This is a genomic window from Bacteroidales bacterium (assembly GCA_021157585.1).
Classification (GTDB): domain Bacteria; phylum Bacteroidota; class Bacteroidia; order Bacteroidales; family UBA12170; genus UBA12170.
Genome location: JAGGWH010000100.1, coordinates 18,671 through 35,522, shown reverse-complemented (window position 1 = coordinate 35,522; position 16,852 = coordinate 18,671). Strand labels below are relative to the sequence as shown.

Here is a 16,852-nt window from a genome sequence, read left to right as displayed (position 1 = left end):
TTATTAATCTGTTGGTTTGGAGTAAATTATTTACCCTCAGCAGCAAATAGTGTTCATACCTATACAGAAACTTCATAGACACTTTTTAATTTATTTTATTCCATTTCAAACAAACATCCTTTAGATTAAATACCAAATAATAGGGATTGTTATCTAAAAAACAACTCGTTATTTTTGTCAGGTATTTAAGTACTACAATATCTATATATAAAAATAAAAACATGAGTGAATTAATAAATAATTCTGCAGAAAGGAAGAAGCAATTAAAGGAGTTGATATTAAAACTTCACGAAGGTGGCTCTCAAGAAGATGTTCGAGAGGAATTGCTTTCGAGCCTAAGTCAAATACCTTATGGCGAAGTTGTTGAAGTAGAGCAAGAGCTTATTAGTGAAGGACTTCCAGAAGAGGAAATACTAAAACTCTGTGACGCTCATTCGAAAGTTCTGACTGGGCATGTTGACCTGTCTGGCTTCAAATATGTTCCTCCCGGGCATCCAATTGATGTTTTCACTAAAGAAAATAAGGAGCTTAAACAAGTTGTACAGCAGGTTAAAGATTTATTTACAGCGATTGAGAATAATCCAGAAACTAATTTTCAAACAAATATATTGGCGCTAAGAGCACTTTTTAACGATTTGCTCGATGCTGACAAACATTATCAAAGAAAAGAATATTTACTTTTTCCCTATTTAGAGAATCAAGGCATAACCGGACCACCTAAAGTAATGTGGGGTAAACATGATGAGATTCGCGAATTAATAAAAGGCGGTATTGAGATCTTAAAAACTGAAAATATTTCTGCCGAAGAATTATTGGCTTCTGCCGAAATAGTTTTGCTCCCTGCAGCCATAGGTGTTGATGAAATGACAGTAAAAGAAGAAGAAATTCTTTTCCCTATGTCAAATGATAAACTCACCGATGCCGATTGGTATGAAATCAGTAAACAATCGCTCGAAATTGGCTATTGCCTTTACGATCCTAAGGATGAATGGAAGCCTGAAGGGGCCGCAGAAGAATCCATTAACGATGCTCAAAAAGTAGGCGGAAATATTCAATTGCATTCTGGAAGTTTTTCTCCTGAAGAATTGATGACCCTATTAAACACCTTGCCAATTGATATGACCTTCGTTGACAAAGACGATAAAGTAAAATACTTTTCGCAAGGTTCTGAACGAATTTTTCAGCGCAACAGAGCAATTTTAAACAGAGATGTAAGAAATTGTCATCCACCAGCAAGTGCTCATATTGTGGACAAAATTATTGATGACTTTAAATCCGGAAAAGCAAACAGAGCCCCTTTCTGGATCAATATGGGTGGCAAAATGATTCATATCGAATACTTTGCCATGCGGAACGATAAAGGAGAATATCTTGGAACTCTTGAGGTTTCTCATAACGTTAATGTATACCGAGAATTAGAAGGTGAACAAAGAATATTATCATACAAATAAGTATTATGAAAAACAGAAATTTAGTGATAAGTCCAAAAACAAAAGTTTCACAATTAATTGAAACTTACCCCCAATTGGAAGATGTTTTAATAAGCCAAGTACCGGTTTTCAAAAAGCTTAAGAATCCTGTTTTAAGAAAAACCGTAGCCAAGATTGCCACATTGCAGCAAGCAGCGAGTATTGGTGATATCGAAGTGGGCGATTTAATAAACATTCTCCGTAATGAAGTTGGTCAAGATTTAATTTCAATTGACTTTGATAATCCTTACACCACAGTTAAACCGGAGTGGTTCGACGAAAAGATCATTGCCCAAGAGTTTGATGTTCGAGAAATGTTAGCTGCTGGTGAGCATCCCGTAAATCAAGTTATCTCGGATTTAAATCAAATGAAGAATAAAGCAATCTACAAATTGGTTTCTTCATTTATTACGGCTCCTTTAATTGATAAAGCATCTAGCTTACAAATTACCCATTGGGTAGTAAAAGAAAATGATAAGTTATATACGATATACTTTTATAAAGCCTAAAATCTGAGGTTTCAAAGCAACAAATAATAACAAATAAAAATATGACCCATGAAAAATATAGTTTGCCCTATTTCTACTGAAGAGATTGACAGTAACGTGAGTAGGTTAACAGTATTCCTTAACGTTATATTGATGGCCCTTTTTCTGGGGACATTGAATCCAATATTTATAATAGTGGTAACTTTAGATTATTTTATTAGAGCAGCTTTGAAAGCTAAATACAGTCCCCTTTGGCTTGTAGCTTCTATGGGAATAGGCATCCTTGATTCGAAAAGGAAACCAATCGGTTTGGCACAGAAAGTATTTGCTTCAAGGCTGGGGTTCTTTTGTGCTTTTTCTTCTACTGTATTAGTGTTACTGGACTATAATATTGCGTCAATAAGCGTTGCAGGGTTACTAATGATTCTTTCTATCATAGACTCGGTATTTAGCTTTTGTATAGGTTGTGTGGTATACAATTACTTGGTTTATCCCTTTTACAAAGATAAATAGAGGTGATAACCATACGTTTAAAGAATCATAATGATTACAATCCCATTAAAAATAACAAGAATAAATAGTTAATTTTTCTAAACTTAATCTACCTTCAAGTCGAAAAAAGGAGTAATTTCACGCCCTTAAAAAGGCTTATGGAAAAATTAATTATCAGTAGTTACGACGAGTTTGCAAACTATGTAGGAAAAGAAATTGGAGTTTCTGAATACCTCCAAATTACTCAGGATCAAATAAACCTTTTTGCTGATGCAACTATGGATCATCAATGGATACATACCGATCCCGAACGTGCGAAAACAGAAAGTCCTTTTGGAAGTACAATTGCACATGGTTATTTAAGCCTATCGCTTCTTCCTTATCTGTGGACACAAATTATTGAAGTAAAAAATATTAAACTTCTAGTAAATTATGGTATTGAGAAGTTAAAATTTAACCAAGCCATATTGGTAAATAGTGAAGTACGCCTCCGTGCCGAATTAAAATCATTAGTAAATCTCAGAGGAATTAGTAAAGCTGAAATAAAGGTTATGCTTGAAATAAAAGATCAGAAAAAATCTGCTTTAGAAGGTACGCTTATTTTTCTATATCATTTTAACAATTAAGCTTGGTATTAAATAGAATATTCCCCTTCTAAACTCACTAGAAAGATGTGCAATATGGTAATTTACAACTGCTGATGCTGACTATAAGCTCTCCACTTTTCAATAACAGAAGAAAAATCTTCGGGTAAATCGGATTCAAAATAAAGACTTTCGCCTGTACGTGGATGAACAAATCTCAAACTTTTAGCATGCAAGGCTTGACGCGAAATCATTTTGAAACAATTTTGAACAAATTGCTTATATTTTGTAAAAGTTGTTCCTTTTAAAATTGCATCGCCACCATAACGAGAATCATTAAAAAGTGGATGCCCAATATATTTCATATGTGCACGAATCTGATGCGTTCTACCCGTTTCTAACTGACACTCAATTAAACTAACATAGCCAAAGCGTTCCAACAAACGATAATGCGTTACCGCATGTTTTCCTACATCACCCTCAGGAAAAACAGTCATTTCTAATCTATTCTTGGGATTCCGCGCTAAATTACCCTCTATAGTTCCATTAGGTTCATCAAAATCGCCCCAAACCAAAGCTTGATATTTCCGCTCTATGCTATGATCGTAGAATTGTTTTGCCAAATGTGCTAACATTATTTCATCTTTGGCAATAACCAAAACCCCTGAAGTATTTTTATCTATCCTATGCGCCAAATAAGGATTGGTATCTTCCAGTCCCTCTTGCTGAAAATGATATTTAAGACCATGGAGTAAAGTTCCTGTATAATTACCATGCCCGGGATGTACAACCAAACCGGCCTGTTTATCAATAACAATCAGATCATCGTCTTCAAACAAAATTTTTAAAGGAATTTCTTCGGGATAAATATTAGTATCGCGCGGTGGTTCCGACAAAACAATGGAAATAATATCATCGGGTCGAACCTTATAATTTGATTTTACAACAAAATCATTTACTAAAATATTGCCAGCTTTTGCAGCTTGCTGAATCTTATTACGAGTAGCATTCTCCAGCTTACTCATCAAAAATTTATCAATGCGCAAAGCAGATTGACCTTTATCTACAACAAACCGAAAATGCTCATACATCTCCGCTTCGTTTTCCGATAATTCTATATCATTGTCTTTATTTTCCACTATTTTGTAATTATTAATTTTTGACTTTTAATTTCTCCACTTATCTGATTTTCAAATCGAAGCAAATATACTCCTTCTTTAAGAAAATCAAGATTAAGTTGTTCTTGGAATTGTGTAGAATATACCAACTTCCCCAATAAACTATAAATATGTATTAAATAATTCCGACCATCGTCAACAGCCACCGTCAAATTTCCCGATTTTAATGGGTTTGGATAAATCTGTACTCCATCCTCGTCATTTATGACAGTTAGTGTTTCATCTCCTTTATAATTTGCAAAAACAGGACGTATCATCAAAGAGCCTTCAAAAATACTAGGATACCAACCATCACCGGCATCGTAAAAAAGACTTTCTTGAGGCGAAAATGACAAATCAAAACCTACATTAAGATTTGCATCAGAAGTTTGTGTAAATCCAACAAAAAACTCATTAGAAACCACAATAAGTTCATCCAAATCAAAACTTATAAATCCTGATGCATCATCCGATAAGGATACCTGAACAAGCTCTTCGTATAAAATCACTTCAGGCTCCAAACTCTCCCAAACCGTTAAATAAAAATAATCTTCATTGCCTAATACCGTTGGGTTAAAATACATTTGAACTTGAGTTAAAGTATCGGGCATATTGAGTTTAAAGCGCAGTGCAGCACTATTTCCTGAGCCACTCAATCCGTATCCGGCCTCTGGCGATCCATCATCATAAGCAAAATAATTACCAAAGCTTTGTTTCTGAATTAAAGTATCACCAAACTCAGCATCTAATGTCCGGACACTATGTGTGATAGTATATTCCATTTTATCTTCATTAAACAAACTGAAAAATGAAATCACTTTTGGATCACTAAAACGAGGAAAAGCAGAATATCCTTCAAAAATAAAAGGATTAATATTTGCGGCGCCACCCAAATAAACAGAATCCTGAAGTAGTTGATTGGATATTGTATATCGGTATTCAGCCGTATAAGGCAAAGCACTTAGGTTAGAGATATAAATAGAATGTAAACTATCAACCATAGAATTGGTAGGATCATTCTTATACTGATTATAAGGCATAGCCCGATAATTTTTCAAGAATGAAGGTGGAGGATTAACAAAAACCAAATCTTCGGAATAAATATCATTTCTGCTTCGTCCGATATCAAGCTTTACATAATCGATATTCCACTGATCGGCATTGCCTTGCCAAGAGGTTTGAATAGAAGAAGATAGACTGGCATAATTGTAAAAACGAAATTTAAAATCGGGATGATAAAAACGTGCACTATCTTTTATTGGTATTAAAACTTGTTTACAATAAGTTTGATTTTTAACATAAAAACTATCTAACGGCATTCCCTCATAAGACCAAACAGGATACCAAATCTTATCACGACCGGAATAAAACTCCAAAACCAAAGAGTCTGAACTTTCAGGAGCATTGCCCCTTCCTTGCGGTTGATAATAAAAACTAAAGTATAGAGAATCTGCCATCACCAAAGCTCTATTTTCCTTGTCGAGACTATCTAAACGGATATCATTAGAAGTCAGGTAATCGGCTATAAAACCAAAACTATTTGCGTGCTCATAAATCTCTCCATTTTCATCTAAAGCATCAAAAGTTGCCACTCCAAGATTTGCAGGAAATTTCTGAAAAGAAGTATTTATAAAAGTGTAATCATCAGACCAAAAATTTGGATTTGGAAGGTTTTCATCTTGTTTAAAATCATCGAAGAAAGGCAGGAAAACTGCTATTTCCTGACTTGCTTTAAGTTGTTTCCGTTTCTTGATTTCAGGGTTTTGATTTAAGCCCAACAATTGCTCTTGCGCCTGAATATTCAAGAATAATCCCACAATGAAAACCACAACCAAAAGACTCTTGTATTTCAAATTAAAACCCCTCTAAATCAGCATTTAACAATAAGCTATCACCTAAAAGCGTATCAGCAGAAATGGTATCATTTAACATATGAAAAACCAAAGAATCAAAATTAAAGTCGATAGCAGAACGCAAAGAGATACGCATTTCATCACCAAGAAAAATAGCTTCTTTTTGATCGAAAAGCGGATATTGCTCAAACACTCTTAGATCCTCGTGCGATGTTCCCCATAAAGTATCTGCACCACCAAAATTCAAACTCGCTTTATAAATAATTTCCTTTGCTTCTTCTGCAGTTTTTCCAATTAAAAACGGAGGACGAACCCCCGAAGGATTATGCCCATCTCCTACTACCAAATTGATATGCGATCCTATTAAAATCATAGAGTCAGGAGCTATAGTATCCTGTCGTATTAACTGAGCAAGCACTGCATTACGAGCAAAATTTTCGACAAAAATCAGCTGATTAACTTTTAAACGTGACTGATAAACAATATCTATCGCCCTACGAATACTTAAATCGACTAAATTAGGCATTGGAATATATTCACGACTTTTAGAAACGATAGTTAAATATATTTTTCGTCCTTTTTTTACTTTAGCACCAGCCAAAGGATACTGATGCGAAACACCTCCCGGACGGGACTTTGCATCAAAAATAGAATCAATTAAAACGTATTGAAGAAACTGGGAATCTGAATTTGCCACTAAGCTATCACCATCAAGATTTTTTAATTTGGGGACCAAAATATATTCTCCTTTGTGAGTATAAAAATCAAGACCTTTAATAACCACAAAAATCAATATCACTATTAATCCAATAATAATCCCTAAATGCTTAAAAAATGTTTTACTAATAATAAATCTACCGAAACTCATAACTCAACTCTTGCTAGACCCATTAAAAACTCATTCTAAGGTCTAATATTGTATATTATGCAAAGATAGTGAATAAGCTGAATATTAAAGGAGCAGTTTTCGACATAATTTTTGTATAAAAAACTTATAAAAGTCTTTTTTTCAAGCTTTATTTTCATTAGTATTGTAACTGATTTATTAAACATAATGAAGAAAAATATCGCCCTAATAGCAGGAGGAGACTCCGGAGAATATCCCATAAGTATTAAAAGTGCAGCTATGGTTTCAGCTGAAATCGATCGCTCGAAATATCAGGTTTATCTTATTGAAATAAAGAAAGATGAATGGATTTATAATAATTCTGATTCTAATATTATCCAGATAGATAAAAACGATTTCAGTCTGAAAATAGCAGATAATAAAATAAAGTTCGATCTCGTTTTTAATCTTATTCACGGAAGTCCTGGCGAAAACGGAAAGCTGCAAGGCTATTTTGATATGCTTGATATTCCTTACACATCGAGCAATGCTGTTACGTCGGCTTTAACTTTTAACAAAGCTTATTGTAACCATATTGTAAGAGAAAATGGAGTGGCTGTAGCAAAAGATATTCATTTGTTTAAACGCCATAAATGCGATTTAGAAACTTTGATTGAGTATATTAATTTACCCGTATTTATTAAACCAAATCAAGGTGGATCCAGTGTAGGGATGTCTAAAGTTTCTGATATAAAAGAACTAAAACCGGCTATCGACAAAGCTTTTGCCGAAGACGATGAAATACTGATTGAAGAATATATTAAAGGTCGGGAATTAACCTGTGGTGTTTTCGATTATGCGGGTGAAGTGATGCGTTTTCCCGTAACAGAAATAATTCCTAAAAAAGATTTTTTCGACTACGAAGCCAAGTATAACGAAAATATGGTCGACGAAGTTACTCCTGCCAATATTTCGGAAGAAGAAAAGAAAAATATTCAAGAAACCTCTGCTAAACTTTATCGTGTTTTAAATTGCAAAGGGGTTGTTCGCTTCGATTATATTTTAAACGATGATAGGCTTTGGTTCTTAGAAGTAAATACAGTTCCCGGTATGTCAAATGCAAGTATTATTCCAAAACAAATTCAAGTTATGGGATATTCTTTAAAGGAATTTTACTCTATGATAATTGAAGAAGCACTAAAATGATTTAAGATTGCAGATTAGTGATTAATGAATAAAAAATAATGATTATTGAATACATATTCAAATCTTATGAAGAAACTTGTTTTTGCGACCAACAACAAACATAAACTCCAAGAAGTTGCGCCTTTAATTCAATCTCATTTTGAGCTACTTAGCCTATCTGATATACAATGCTTTGAAGAAATTGAAGAACCGCACGAAACATTAAAAGATAATGCTTTTGAAAAGGCGCGTTTTGTTAATAGTCGCTACCACTACAATTGTTTTGCCGACGATACCGGTTTAGAGATTGATGCCTTAGGTGGTAAGCCGGGAGTTTATTCCGCACGTTATGCCGGAGAAAATTGCAGCTTTGAGGACAATGTAAATAAAGTACTTGAAGAGATGAAAGGGAAAAAATTAAGGACGGCTCGTTTTAAAACGGTTATTGCGCTTATAATCGATGGCAAGGAATATAGTTTTGAAGGAGTGGTTGAAGGAGAGATTACAGAAAAACCTATCCAGGGTAATAAAGGTTTTGGTTACGATCCAATTTTCCGTCCTTTAGGCTTTACACAAACCTTTGCCCAAATGCCTTTAGAAGAGAAAAATAAGATTAGTCATCGCGGCATGGCTAGCCAAAAGCTGATTGCTTTTTTGAATAAGCTATACTAGCCATAGATAAAATAAAATTGGTAACTTAGGTGCAGAGCACCGATAATATTTGTAGGTGCAGAGCACCGATAATATTTGTAGGTGCAGAGCACCGATAATATTTGTAGGTGCAGAGCACCGATAATCTTAATAGTTGAAAATACCGCAAGGAAAACGAGGTGCAGAGCACCGAAACCTTGAAGTTTAAAAATAAAAAAATGGCAAACACCTATTCACAAGCCTATTTTCATTTAGTTTTTTCACCGAAAAATCGTGAGGCACTAATAAAAAAATCGTGGAAAAATGAACTAGAAAAGTACATTACAGGAATTATTCAAAACCACAAGCATAAAGTACTGGCAATAAGTTCAATGCCCGATCATATCCATATTTTTATTGGCTACAACTTGAACCAGCTTATTCCTGATTTGGTAGAAGAAATAAAAACATCTAGCAATGCTTGGATAAAACAAAACAAATTATCAAAATATAAATTTGAATGGCAAAAAGGATATGGTGCATTTACCCATTCACATTCTCAAATAAATACCGTTGTTAAATACATATTAAATCAAGAGAAACATCATAAAAAGGAATCATTTAAGGTGGAATATCTAGAAATTTTACGAAAAAATGATACTCAATATAATGACAAATACATATTCAATTTTTTTGACGATTAAGATTTACAGCAAATATTACTTTATGTTTCGGTGCTCTGCACCTTAAACTCTTTCACTATCCATATTATCTATCAATATTTCGCAGCTCTGCTGCTTATTGAGCTTAATAATATAAGCTTTCAGTTTAAAAATAAGTGAATATTTGACCTATTCCATAAATCTTAAATATTCTACAATTTAATACAAAATCCCTATCTTTGTTTAAAACCAAAATATGAATTTACGGTTATTTTTATTTGTAGTTTTTTTAATGCTTCTCCCCTATATTTCGGAAGCACAAAATCTGCACACACAATCAAAAAGAGCAAAAAAATATTACAAAGAAGCTTCAATAGAATATACCTTAGGAAACAAAGTTGAGGCAGAGCTTATTTTAATGAAAGCAATGAAAACCGATAGGAATTTTATCGAAGCCTATTTATTAACCGCCCTTATTAAAGAAGAATTGGGTTATCCTTTGAGAGCAATTGATTTTTATAAACAAGGGCTTTCCATTAACCCAAATGCCGTAGCAGACGAACACTATTACTTGGCTAAATTATATCTAAAAGAAGGTTTTTATACAGAGGCTCTTCAGTCTTTCAAAAAATATTTAAGCTTTTCAAACATCAGTAAAAACTTAAAAGAAGATGCCGAATTTCAAATCCAAAACTGCCTTTTTGCTTTGGAAGCCATAAAGCATCCGGTTGCTTTTAAATTGAGAAATCTCGGATCGAATATCAACACTAAAAAATCGGAATATTTCCCATCAATAACTATCGATAATAAATTTCTATTATTTACCCGAAGGCTTGATAGACAAGGCAAAGGCGAACAGGAAGATTTTATGGGAGCTATTAATCTTAATGATAGTCTTTGGCGAAAGAGCTTCCCTATTTACGAACTTAATACTCCATTTAACGAAGGAGCGGCAAGCCTTTCGGCTGATGGGAAAACGCTTGTTTTTACCGTTTGTGAGGATTTTGGAGAATATGGAAATGGAAGAAAAGGATATGGCAGCTGCGATTTATTTTTTTCTCGGAAGAAAGGAAATATTTGGAGTAAACCACAAAACTTAGGGCCACCCATCAACACCTCACATTGGGAAAGTCAACCATCACTTTCATCTGATGGAAAGAGTATTTATTTTGTCCGCGCACCAAAAAGATCTCAAGGTCAATCCGATATTTTTAGAGCAGATATTGATGAGAATGGTTATTGGAAAAAACCTGTAAAGTTAAATTCCAATATCAACACCGATAAAAACGAAGAATCCGTCTTTATCCATCCTGATAATCAGACTCTTTACTTCTCTTCTAACGGACATATCGGGATGGGAGGAACAGATATTTATATGTCGAAATGGGATAACGAAAAACAAGATTGGGGAAAAGCGATTAATTTGGGCTACCCCATTAATACTAACAAAGACGAGAGCAGCATTTTAGTTGCTCCAAACGGGGAATTAGCCTATTTTGCTTCCGATAGGAAAGAAGGATTTGGCGAGCTTGACCTCTACTCTTTCAAGCTACCAAAAAATATTCAACCCGAAAAGATTACCTACTTAAAAGGAGTTGTCTACAATGCAAAAACTCAAGAACTCCTCAGTGCACAATTTGAGCTTATTGATATTGAAACGGGAAAGCAAATTATCTATTCTATTTCTGATGCTTTTGACGGAAGCTTTTTATTGACTTTAAATCTGGGAAAAGACTATTTACTAAATGTTTCGAGAAAAGGTTATTTATTCTATTCCGACCAGTTCCTAATGCAAAAAGCCTACGAAAGTCAAGACCCGTTTTTAAAAGATATTCCACTACACCCTATTGCCATTGGAGAAAAAGTTGTCTTAAAAAATATTTTCTTTGAAACAGATAAATCGGAGCTAAAGAAAAAATCAGAAATTGAATTAGAAAAACTCATCTCATTCTTAAATAATAATCCTACAATTCACATAGAAATTCAAGGTCATACTGACAATGTAGGAACTGCATCTTATAACCTAAAACTTTCAATAGCTCGTGCCAAAGCCGTTTATGATTTCTTGATTGAGCATAAAATTGAGAACAAACGATTAACATATAGAGGTTATGGTTTAGCAAAACCCATTGCCGATAACCAGTCTGAAGAAGGACGCGCAGAAAACCGCCGTACCGAATTTGTAGTTACCAAGATTTAAAATACTGTTAAATAAATCCATTTTAAAACCGTATTTGGATATTTTAAATACCTTTGTGAATAAAATAACAGCATAATGACTAAAGTAACTGACATCTTAAAACAAAAGCAGTTCTCAAAAGAGGATTTAGTTACTTTACTGAAAGTAGAAGGTGAAGATCAAAAGGAACTTTTCCGTTATGCTGCTGAAGTAAAAAAAGTAGAAGTAGGAAATAAAGTATACTTCCGTGGTTTGATAGAATACTCTAATATTTGCTCAAAAGATTGTTTTTACTGCGGTCTTCGTCTGAGCAATAAGAATATAGAGCGTTATAAAATAGATGATGAAACAGTTATAAAAGCCGCACAATTCGCATACAATCAAGGCTTTGCGTCTATGGTAATTCAATCAGGCGAAAGAAATGATAAAGATTTTGTTGACAAAATTGAATATCTAATACGAGAAATCAAAAAAATTGGAGACGGAAGTTTAAGACTCACTCTTTCTTGCGGAGAGCAAAGCAAAGAAACCTATAAACGCTGGCTTAATGCAGGCGCACATCGTTATTTACTTCGGATAGAAACAAGCAATGAAGAATTGTACTATAAAATTCATCCAAGAAATAAAAAACACAACTTTCAAAAGCGTATTCAATCCCTTTACGATTTGAAAGAGACGGGCTATCAAGTTGGAACAGGCGTAATGATAGGTCTCCCCTTTCAAACTATAGATGATTTAGCCAACGACTTATTATTTTTTAAAAAATTGGATATTGATATGGCAGGAATGGGACCTTATATTGAACACAAACAAACACCGCTTTATAAATACAGCGACACACTACTCCCACTGAAAGAACGTTTTCAATTAAGTCTGAAGATGGTTGCGCTATTACGAATTTTAATGAAAGATATTAATATCGTTGCTACTACAGCTATGCAAACTATAGATGCAGAAGGACGCGAAAAGGCAATAATGGCAGGAGCCAATGTTATTATGCCAAACTTAACACCATTAAAATACCGCGAAGATTATTTGCTGTACGAAGACAAGCCTTGTATTGATGAAGAAGCCGATGCATGCAAAAATTGCCTTGAAGCTCGCATTTATCGAACAGGAAACACAGTTGGGTACAACGAATGGGGTGATTCCTTACATTTCAAACGAAGAAAAGAGACCTAAATTAAGGGCGATAGCAATCGAGAAACAGACTCTTTCAATTTATCGCTAGCAGGGCGTTTCTTCCATTTAACTAATTTAATCCGCATAGAATTCTTTTTATCCTTTTCAAATTGTGTTCTCAGCTTCTTATTATCCTCGATATTATAAATTAAAGCACTAATTTCAAAATTATGATAAAAACTTCTATAATCGAAGTTAGCAGAACCAACTATTGATAGATGACTATCAACAAGCATAATCTTAGCATGAATAAACCCTGCTTCATAAAAATAAACCTTAATATTAGCGCGCAAAAGTTCATAAATATAAGAGCGAGAGCTGTATTGGACGATCTTACTATCAATACGACCCGGAAGAATAATCTGCACATCAACACCACCTGCCGCAGCTGTTTTTAGTGCAATTAAAAGGCTCTCGTTTGGAACAAAGTAAGGCGTTGTAATACAGATACTTTTTTGTGCCGAACTAATGGCCATAAAATATGCATTCAATATATTTTGCGTAGAAGACTCAGGACCGCTATTGGCAATCTGTACATATTTATCACCTTTAAAGTTTACACTTGGAAAGAATTTAGCAGGACTTTTATCAAACTTATTGGTTACAAAATAACGATCGACTAAAAAAACAGCTTCTAGCATTTTAACCGCATCACCAAAAATCCGAATATGTGTATCCCTCCAAAAACCCAAATCACCATCACCATAAATATATTTATCGGCAATATTAATTCCACCTGTATATCCAATCGCGCCGTCAATCACCACTATTTTCCGGTGATTACGGTAATTAATTTTAGACGTTAAACTAGGGAAACGCACAGGACGAAATACAAATACTTCTGCCCCGGCGGCTCTTAATGTTTCAATATATTCACTGGAAAGGCTTCTGCTACCAATACCATCAACCATTAAATTCACTTCCACACCGGACTTCAACCTGTCCAACAAAATTGTTTGAATACGATTGGCTACACTTCCTTCTTCGAATAAATAATACTGGATATGAATAAAATGTTCTGCTAAACTTAAATCTTTAAACAGCTGACTATAAACGTCCGTTCCATTATGATAAATATCTATGGAATTATTTACCGAAAGAAAAGAGGAATTTTCACGAAGTAAAAGCCTGATTAACTTCAAATTCCTCAATACTTGAGGCTCTGTAATATCATCTACATTCCTCAGAGCTTTAAGTTGAGAATCACTTACTTTACTTATTTTCACTAATTCCCGTATCTTTAAGCGTCTGAAAATCCACCGTTTGCTCATTCTCTGTCCAAAGAAAAAATAAAATAGCAGTCCAAGATATGGCAACAATACCAAAATCAAAACCCAACTTAATGTTGTAGACGGATTCCTATTCTGTAATAGAGTACGGATAATTATAAAAATTGCAAAAAGGTAAATAAATACCAAGCCGGAAATTGAAATCCATTTCCAAGCAACAGTATTTACAAACAATAGGTCAAGCAAACTCATTAATTTTATCGATTATTCTTCAACTGGATTGTACGTTTCTAATACACTATCTATCCACGAATTAAGTAAGGCTTTGCGCTCTTCAGTCATTTCTGCATCAGCATGCAACTTAATATAGCCCTCCATTGGCATAAAACCTTTATTTATCGCTTTTTTCATATGCTTTAAAATAGAGGGGTGATCCTCACGATCGTAAGTAGCCCAATCCGAGAAATTCAGATGCTCTCTTCCTTCTTCAACATGTTCTACAATTACAAAAGAAATTGGAGCAACATAAGCATATTTAGGCCATACCGTTTCGTTTGAATGACAATCATAGCAAGCACTTCTCATCAATTGCTGAACATCTTCGGGCGCTTGACTAACAACCAAAAGATCATTGTTTTTATCACTAACTGGATTTTCTCTATCAACAGGAACAAATTGAATTGCCACCAAAATAACCAGAACCGCCCAAAGAAAATATTTAATCACTTTTTTCATCATTTTAAGTCTTAGTTTGAAGCTAAGATAATTAAAATCAAAAATAATCGGGAAAGCTTAGAAATATTTAACACGTCTAACAAAAAAATTCAATTAATTTCGCAGCAAAATTCAGCGTCAATTATTTATGAAAACAAAAGCTAAAAACAAATCGATTAATATTATCACAATGGGATGCAGTAAGAATCTGGTAGATTCCGAACACCTTATGGGTCATCTAAAAGCAAACGATTTAAAAGTCGTTCATGAAACCGATGGAGAAAGTGATATTGTTATTATAAATACCTGTGGTTTTATTGCAGATGCCAAAGAAGAATCGATTGATATGATTTTGGATGCTGTGGAAGCCAAAAAAGCCGGCGAAGTTGAGAAAGTATATGTAATGGGCTGCCTTTCTGAGCGGTATAAAAAAGAGCTTCCTAAAGAAATTGATGGCGTTGATGGCTACTATGGAGCTGATGATTTACCAAAAATTGTTAAAGATTTAGGAGCCGACTATAAAACAGAATTAGTTGGAGAACGTTTATTAACAACACCTTCTCATTATGCCTATTTAAAAATATCGGAAGGTTGCGATAGAAAATGTTCTTTTTGCGCTATACCACTAATTCGTGGAAAACATAAATCGGTTCCACAAGAAGAACTACTTATTGAAGCACAAAAATTAGCAGATAAAGGTGTTAAGGAATTGATATTAATTGCTCAGGATTTAATTTGGTACGGCATTGATATTTATAAGAAACAAACCCTATCAGAATTAGTAAAAGAATTAGCTAAAATAGAGGGGATTGAATGGATACGTTTACATTATACCTTTCCCACTAATTTTCCGGAAGACGTATTAGACCTTATCAGAGACGAACCTAAAGTAACAAACTACATTGATATTCCTTTGCAGCATATCAGCGATCGTATTTTACGTTCGATGAAGCGTGGACATACCGGAAAAGGAACACGAGAGTTGGTAAAAGCTATGCGCAAAAAAGTACCCGGCGTGGCTATTCGTACAACTTTTATTGTTGGTTATCCCGGCGAAACAGAAGAGGAATTTAACGAACTACTTGACTATGTAAAGGAAACTCGTTTTGAAAGATTGGGAGTATTCACCTATTCTCCGGAAGAAGATACTGCTGCCTTTAAAATTGAAGATAATGTTCCTGAAGAAATAAAACAAGAACGTAAAGAGCAGTTAATGAATTTACAACAAAATATTTCAGAAGAGATTAATCAAGAACGTATTGGCGAAACTTATAAGGTAATTATCGACCGTCAAGAAGATATTTATTATGTAGGTCGTACTGAATACGACTCTCCCGAAGTAGATAATGAAGTTTTAATTTGCGGAGAACAATCTGAACTTCAAATAGGATCATTTTACGATGTTCTAATAACAAAAGCCGACAGTTTTGATATCTACGGAAAAGTTATGGATAGTTAGTTAAATAAAGCGAAGTATAAAACTGTAAATCATCCAAACCTATATACCACCATTCCTAAATAATACAGCTTAAATATCTTTTAAGCATGTCAGTATTTTAAGGCAAAACAGTAATAAAAAATTAAGTTTCGAGACATTGTGTCAGCAGGCGACTATTAAAGCAGACAACTTGTCCGAAAAACTACAATGGAATAAAGCTTGTAGACTTATCAACGAATTTCGAAATTCATTTTTTATTTATTGTTTCACTATAAAAATGGAGGATATATTATGAACTTAGTAAGATTTTCAGATCAACACCCAAGTGTATTTGACCGTTTTTTTGACAACAGTATATTTGACTGGAACAACAGACATTTTTCAGAAACAAACACCACATTACCATCTGTAAATGTTAAAGAAAATACCGATGAGTTTCTTGTTGAAGTTGCAGCACCCGGTTTTGATAAAAAAGACTTTAACATTGAGATAGATAATGATGTACTAACAATATCATCGGAAAAGAAAGATGAAATTGAAGAAAAAGAAGGAGAAAAAATAACAAAGAGAGAATTTTCATATCAATCTTTTTCTCGCTCATTTACACTTCCTGTTTTAGTTGAAAGAGATAAAATTAATGCAAAATACGAAAAAGGTATTTTACGTATTGCAATTCCAAAAAAGGAGGAGGCTAAGCCCAAACCTGCTAAGAGGATTAAAATCTCTTAAATCTAATAAGCTGTGTATAGCAAAAAACGCAGTCT

The 16,852-nt window shown here is 34.0% G+C and carries 16 protein-coding genes; 11 read left to right on the top strand and 5 right to left on the bottom strand.

The window, feature by feature from the left end; translation table 11 throughout:
• Nucleotides 1–221: 221 nt before the first annotated feature.
• The 4 genes from J7K39_06805 (at nt 222) to J7K39_06790 (ending at nt 3,075) form a co-directional block, all read left to right on the top strand.
• Entirely contained in the window at nt 222–1,451 is a 1,230-nt protein-coding gene (locus J7K39_06805) for a DUF438 domain-containing protein (GenBank protein MCD6179597.1), read from the top strand.
• Nucleotides 1,452–1,456: 5 nt separating this feature from the next.
• Nucleotides 1,457–1,978 (top strand): DUF1858 domain-containing protein, encoded by a 522-nt coding sequence (locus J7K39_06800; GenBank protein MCD6179596.1) that lies wholly within the window; start codon nt 1,457–1,459, stop codon nt 1,976–1,978.
• 48 nt (nt 1,979–2,026) lie between these two features.
• Nucleotides 2,027–2,470: a DUF4395 domain-containing protein gene (locus J7K39_06795; protein ID MCD6179595.1), complete on the top strand. Its 444-nt coding sequence runs from the start codon at nt 2,027–2,029 to the stop codon at nt 2,468–2,470.
• A gap of 137 nt (nt 2,471–2,607) precedes the next feature.
• Complete coding sequence (locus J7K39_06790; protein MCD6179594.1) at nt 2,608–3,075, top strand: MaoC family dehydratase; 468 nt, start codon at nt 2,608–2,610, stop codon at nt 3,073–3,075.
• Between the two features lie 62 nt (nt 3,076–3,137).
• Here the strand turns inward: J7K39_06790 and J7K39_06785 are convergent, their stop codons facing one another.
• The 3 genes from J7K39_06785 to J7K39_06775 are packed head-to-tail and all read right to left on the bottom strand — an operon-like array spanning nt 3,138 to nt 6,911.
• Entirely contained in the window at nt 3,138–4,124 is a 987-nt protein-coding gene (locus J7K39_06785; protein ID MCD6179593.1) for an RluA family pseudouridine synthase, read from the bottom strand.
• 47 nt (nt 4,125–4,171) lie between these two features.
• A complete protein-coding gene (locus tag J7K39_06780) occupies nt 4,172–6,043 on the bottom strand; it encodes a T9SS type A sorting domain-containing protein (GenBank protein MCD6179592.1) in 1,872 nt (623 codons plus the stop codon).
• Between the two features lies 1 nt (nt 6,044).
• Entirely contained in the window at nt 6,045–6,911 is an 867-nt protein-coding gene (locus J7K39_06775) for a hypothetical protein (protein MCD6179591.1), read from the bottom strand.
• 186 nt (nt 6,912–7,097) lie between these two features.
• Between J7K39_06775 and J7K39_06770 the strand changes: the two genes are divergently transcribed.
• The 5 genes from J7K39_06770 (at nt 7,098) to hydE (ending at nt 12,707) form a co-directional block, all read left to right on the top strand.
• The gene (locus J7K39_06770) at nt 7,098–8,075 is read left to right on the top strand and encodes a D-alanine--D-alanine ligase (GenBank protein ID MCD6179590.1); all 978 of its coding nucleotides are present in this window, start codon (nt 7,098–7,100) and stop codon (nt 8,073–8,075) included.
• A gap of 66 nt (nt 8,076–8,141) precedes the next feature.
• Nucleotides 8,142–8,726, top strand: coding sequence for a non-canonical purine NTP diphosphatase (locus J7K39_06765; protein MCD6179589.1), 585 nt, complete (start codon nt 8,142–8,144; stop codon nt 8,724–8,726).
• A 197-nt stretch (nt 8,727–8,923) separates the two neighbouring features.
• Complete coding sequence (tnpA, locus tag J7K39_06760) at nt 8,924–9,388, top strand: IS200/IS605 family transposase (GenBank protein ID MCD6179588.1); 465 nt, start codon at nt 8,924–8,926, stop codon at nt 9,386–9,388.
• Between the two features lie 214 nt (nt 9,389–9,602).
• Nucleotides 9,603–11,546, top strand: coding sequence for a PD40 domain-containing protein (locus J7K39_06755; protein ID MCD6179587.1), 1,944 nt, complete (start codon nt 9,603–9,605; stop codon nt 11,544–11,546).
• A 75-nt stretch (nt 11,547–11,621) separates the two neighbouring features.
• Complete coding sequence (gene hydE / locus J7K39_06750; GenBank protein ID MCD6179586.1) at nt 11,622–12,707, top strand: [FeFe] hydrogenase H-cluster radical SAM maturase HydE; 1,086 nt, start codon at nt 11,622–11,624, stop codon at nt 12,705–12,707.
• Here hydE and cls read toward each other — a convergent pair.
• Both cls and J7K39_06740 read right to left on the bottom strand, forming a co-directional pair.
• The gene (gene cls, locus J7K39_06745; protein ID MCD6179585.1) at nt 12,704–14,188 is read right to left on the bottom strand and encodes a cardiolipin synthase; all 1,485 of its coding nucleotides are present in this window, start codon (nt 14,186–14,188) and stop codon (nt 12,704–12,706) included. The two genes, hydE and cls, sit on opposite strands and share 4 nt — an antisense overlap.
• 12 nt (nt 14,189–14,200) lie before the next feature.
• Nucleotides 14,201–14,671, bottom strand: a complete 471-nt coding sequence (locus tag J7K39_06740) for a heme-binding domain-containing protein (protein MCD6179584.1) — start codon at nt 14,669–14,671, stop codon at nt 14,201–14,203.
• Nucleotides 14,672–14,798: 127 nt separating this feature from the next.
• On the opposite strand from J7K39_06740, the gene rimO reads away from it, so the two are divergent.
• Both rimO and J7K39_06730 read left to right on the top strand, forming a co-directional pair.
• On the top strand, nt 14,799–16,109 hold the full coding sequence (gene rimO / locus J7K39_06735; protein ID MCD6179583.1) for a 30S ribosomal protein S12 methylthiotransferase RimO: 1,311 nt from the start codon (nt 14,799–14,801) through the stop codon (nt 16,107–16,109).
• Between the two features lie 270 nt (nt 16,110–16,379).
• On the top strand, nt 16,380–16,817 hold the full coding sequence (locus J7K39_06730) for an Hsp20/alpha crystallin family protein (protein ID MCD6179582.1): 438 nt from the start codon (nt 16,380–16,382) through the stop codon (nt 16,815–16,817).
• Nucleotides 16,818–16,852 lie beyond the last annotated feature (35 nt).

What these genes read in the sequence shown, in the direction of transcription:
- J7K39_06805 (MCD6179597.1), top strand. Translation starts at nt 222, where the DNA reads ATGAGTGAATTAATAAATAATTCTGCAGAAAGGAAGAAGCAATTAAAG.
- J7K39_06800 (MCD6179596.1), top strand. Translation starts at nt 1,457, where the DNA reads ATGAAAAACAGAAATTTAGTGATAAGTCCAAAAACAAAAGTTTCACAA.
- J7K39_06795 (MCD6179595.1), top strand. Translation starts at nt 2,027, where the DNA reads ATGAAAAATATAGTTTGCCCTATTTCTACTGAAGAGATTGACAGTAAC.
- J7K39_06790 (MCD6179594.1), top strand. Translation starts at nt 2,608, where the DNA reads ATGGAAAAATTAATTATCAGTAGTTACGACGAGTTTGCAAACTATGTA.
- J7K39_06785 (MCD6179593.1), bottom strand. Translation starts at nt 4,124, where the DNA reads ATGTATGAGCATTTTCGGTTTGTTGTAGATAAAGGTCAATCTGCTTTG.
- J7K39_06775 (MCD6179591.1), bottom strand. Translation starts at nt 6,911, where the DNA reads ATGAGTTTCGGTAGATTTATTATTAGTAAAACATTTTTTAAGCATTTA.
- J7K39_06770 (MCD6179590.1), top strand. Translation starts at nt 7,098, where the DNA reads ATGAAGAAAAATATCGCCCTAATAGCAGGAGGAGACTCCGGAGAATAT.
- J7K39_06765 (MCD6179589.1), top strand. Translation starts at nt 8,142, where the DNA reads ATGAAGAAACTTGTTTTTGCGACCAACAACAAACATAAACTCCAAGAA.
- tnpA (MCD6179588.1), top strand. Translation starts at nt 8,924, where the DNA reads ATGGCAAACACCTATTCACAAGCCTATTTTCATTTAGTTTTTTCACCG.
- J7K39_06755 (MCD6179587.1), top strand. Translation starts at nt 9,603, where the DNA reads ATGAATTTACGGTTATTTTTATTTGTAGTTTTTTTAATGCTTCTCCCC.
- hydE (MCD6179586.1), top strand. Translation starts at nt 11,622, where the DNA reads ATGACTAAAGTAACTGACATCTTAAAACAAAAGCAGTTCTCAAAAGAG.
- cls (MCD6179585.1), bottom strand. Translation starts at nt 14,188, where the DNA reads ATGAGTTTGCTTGACCTATTGTTTGTAAATACTGTTGCTTGGAAATGG.
- J7K39_06740 (MCD6179584.1), bottom strand. Translation starts at nt 14,671, where the DNA reads ATGAAAAAAGTGATTAAATATTTTCTTTGGGCGGTTCTGGTTATTTTG.
- rimO (MCD6179583.1), top strand. Translation starts at nt 14,799, where the DNA reads ATGAAAACAAAAGCTAAAAACAAATCGATTAATATTATCACAATGGGA.
- J7K39_06730 (MCD6179582.1), top strand. Translation starts at nt 16,380, where the DNA reads ATGAACTTAGTAAGATTTTCAGATCAACACCCAAGTGTATTTGACCGT.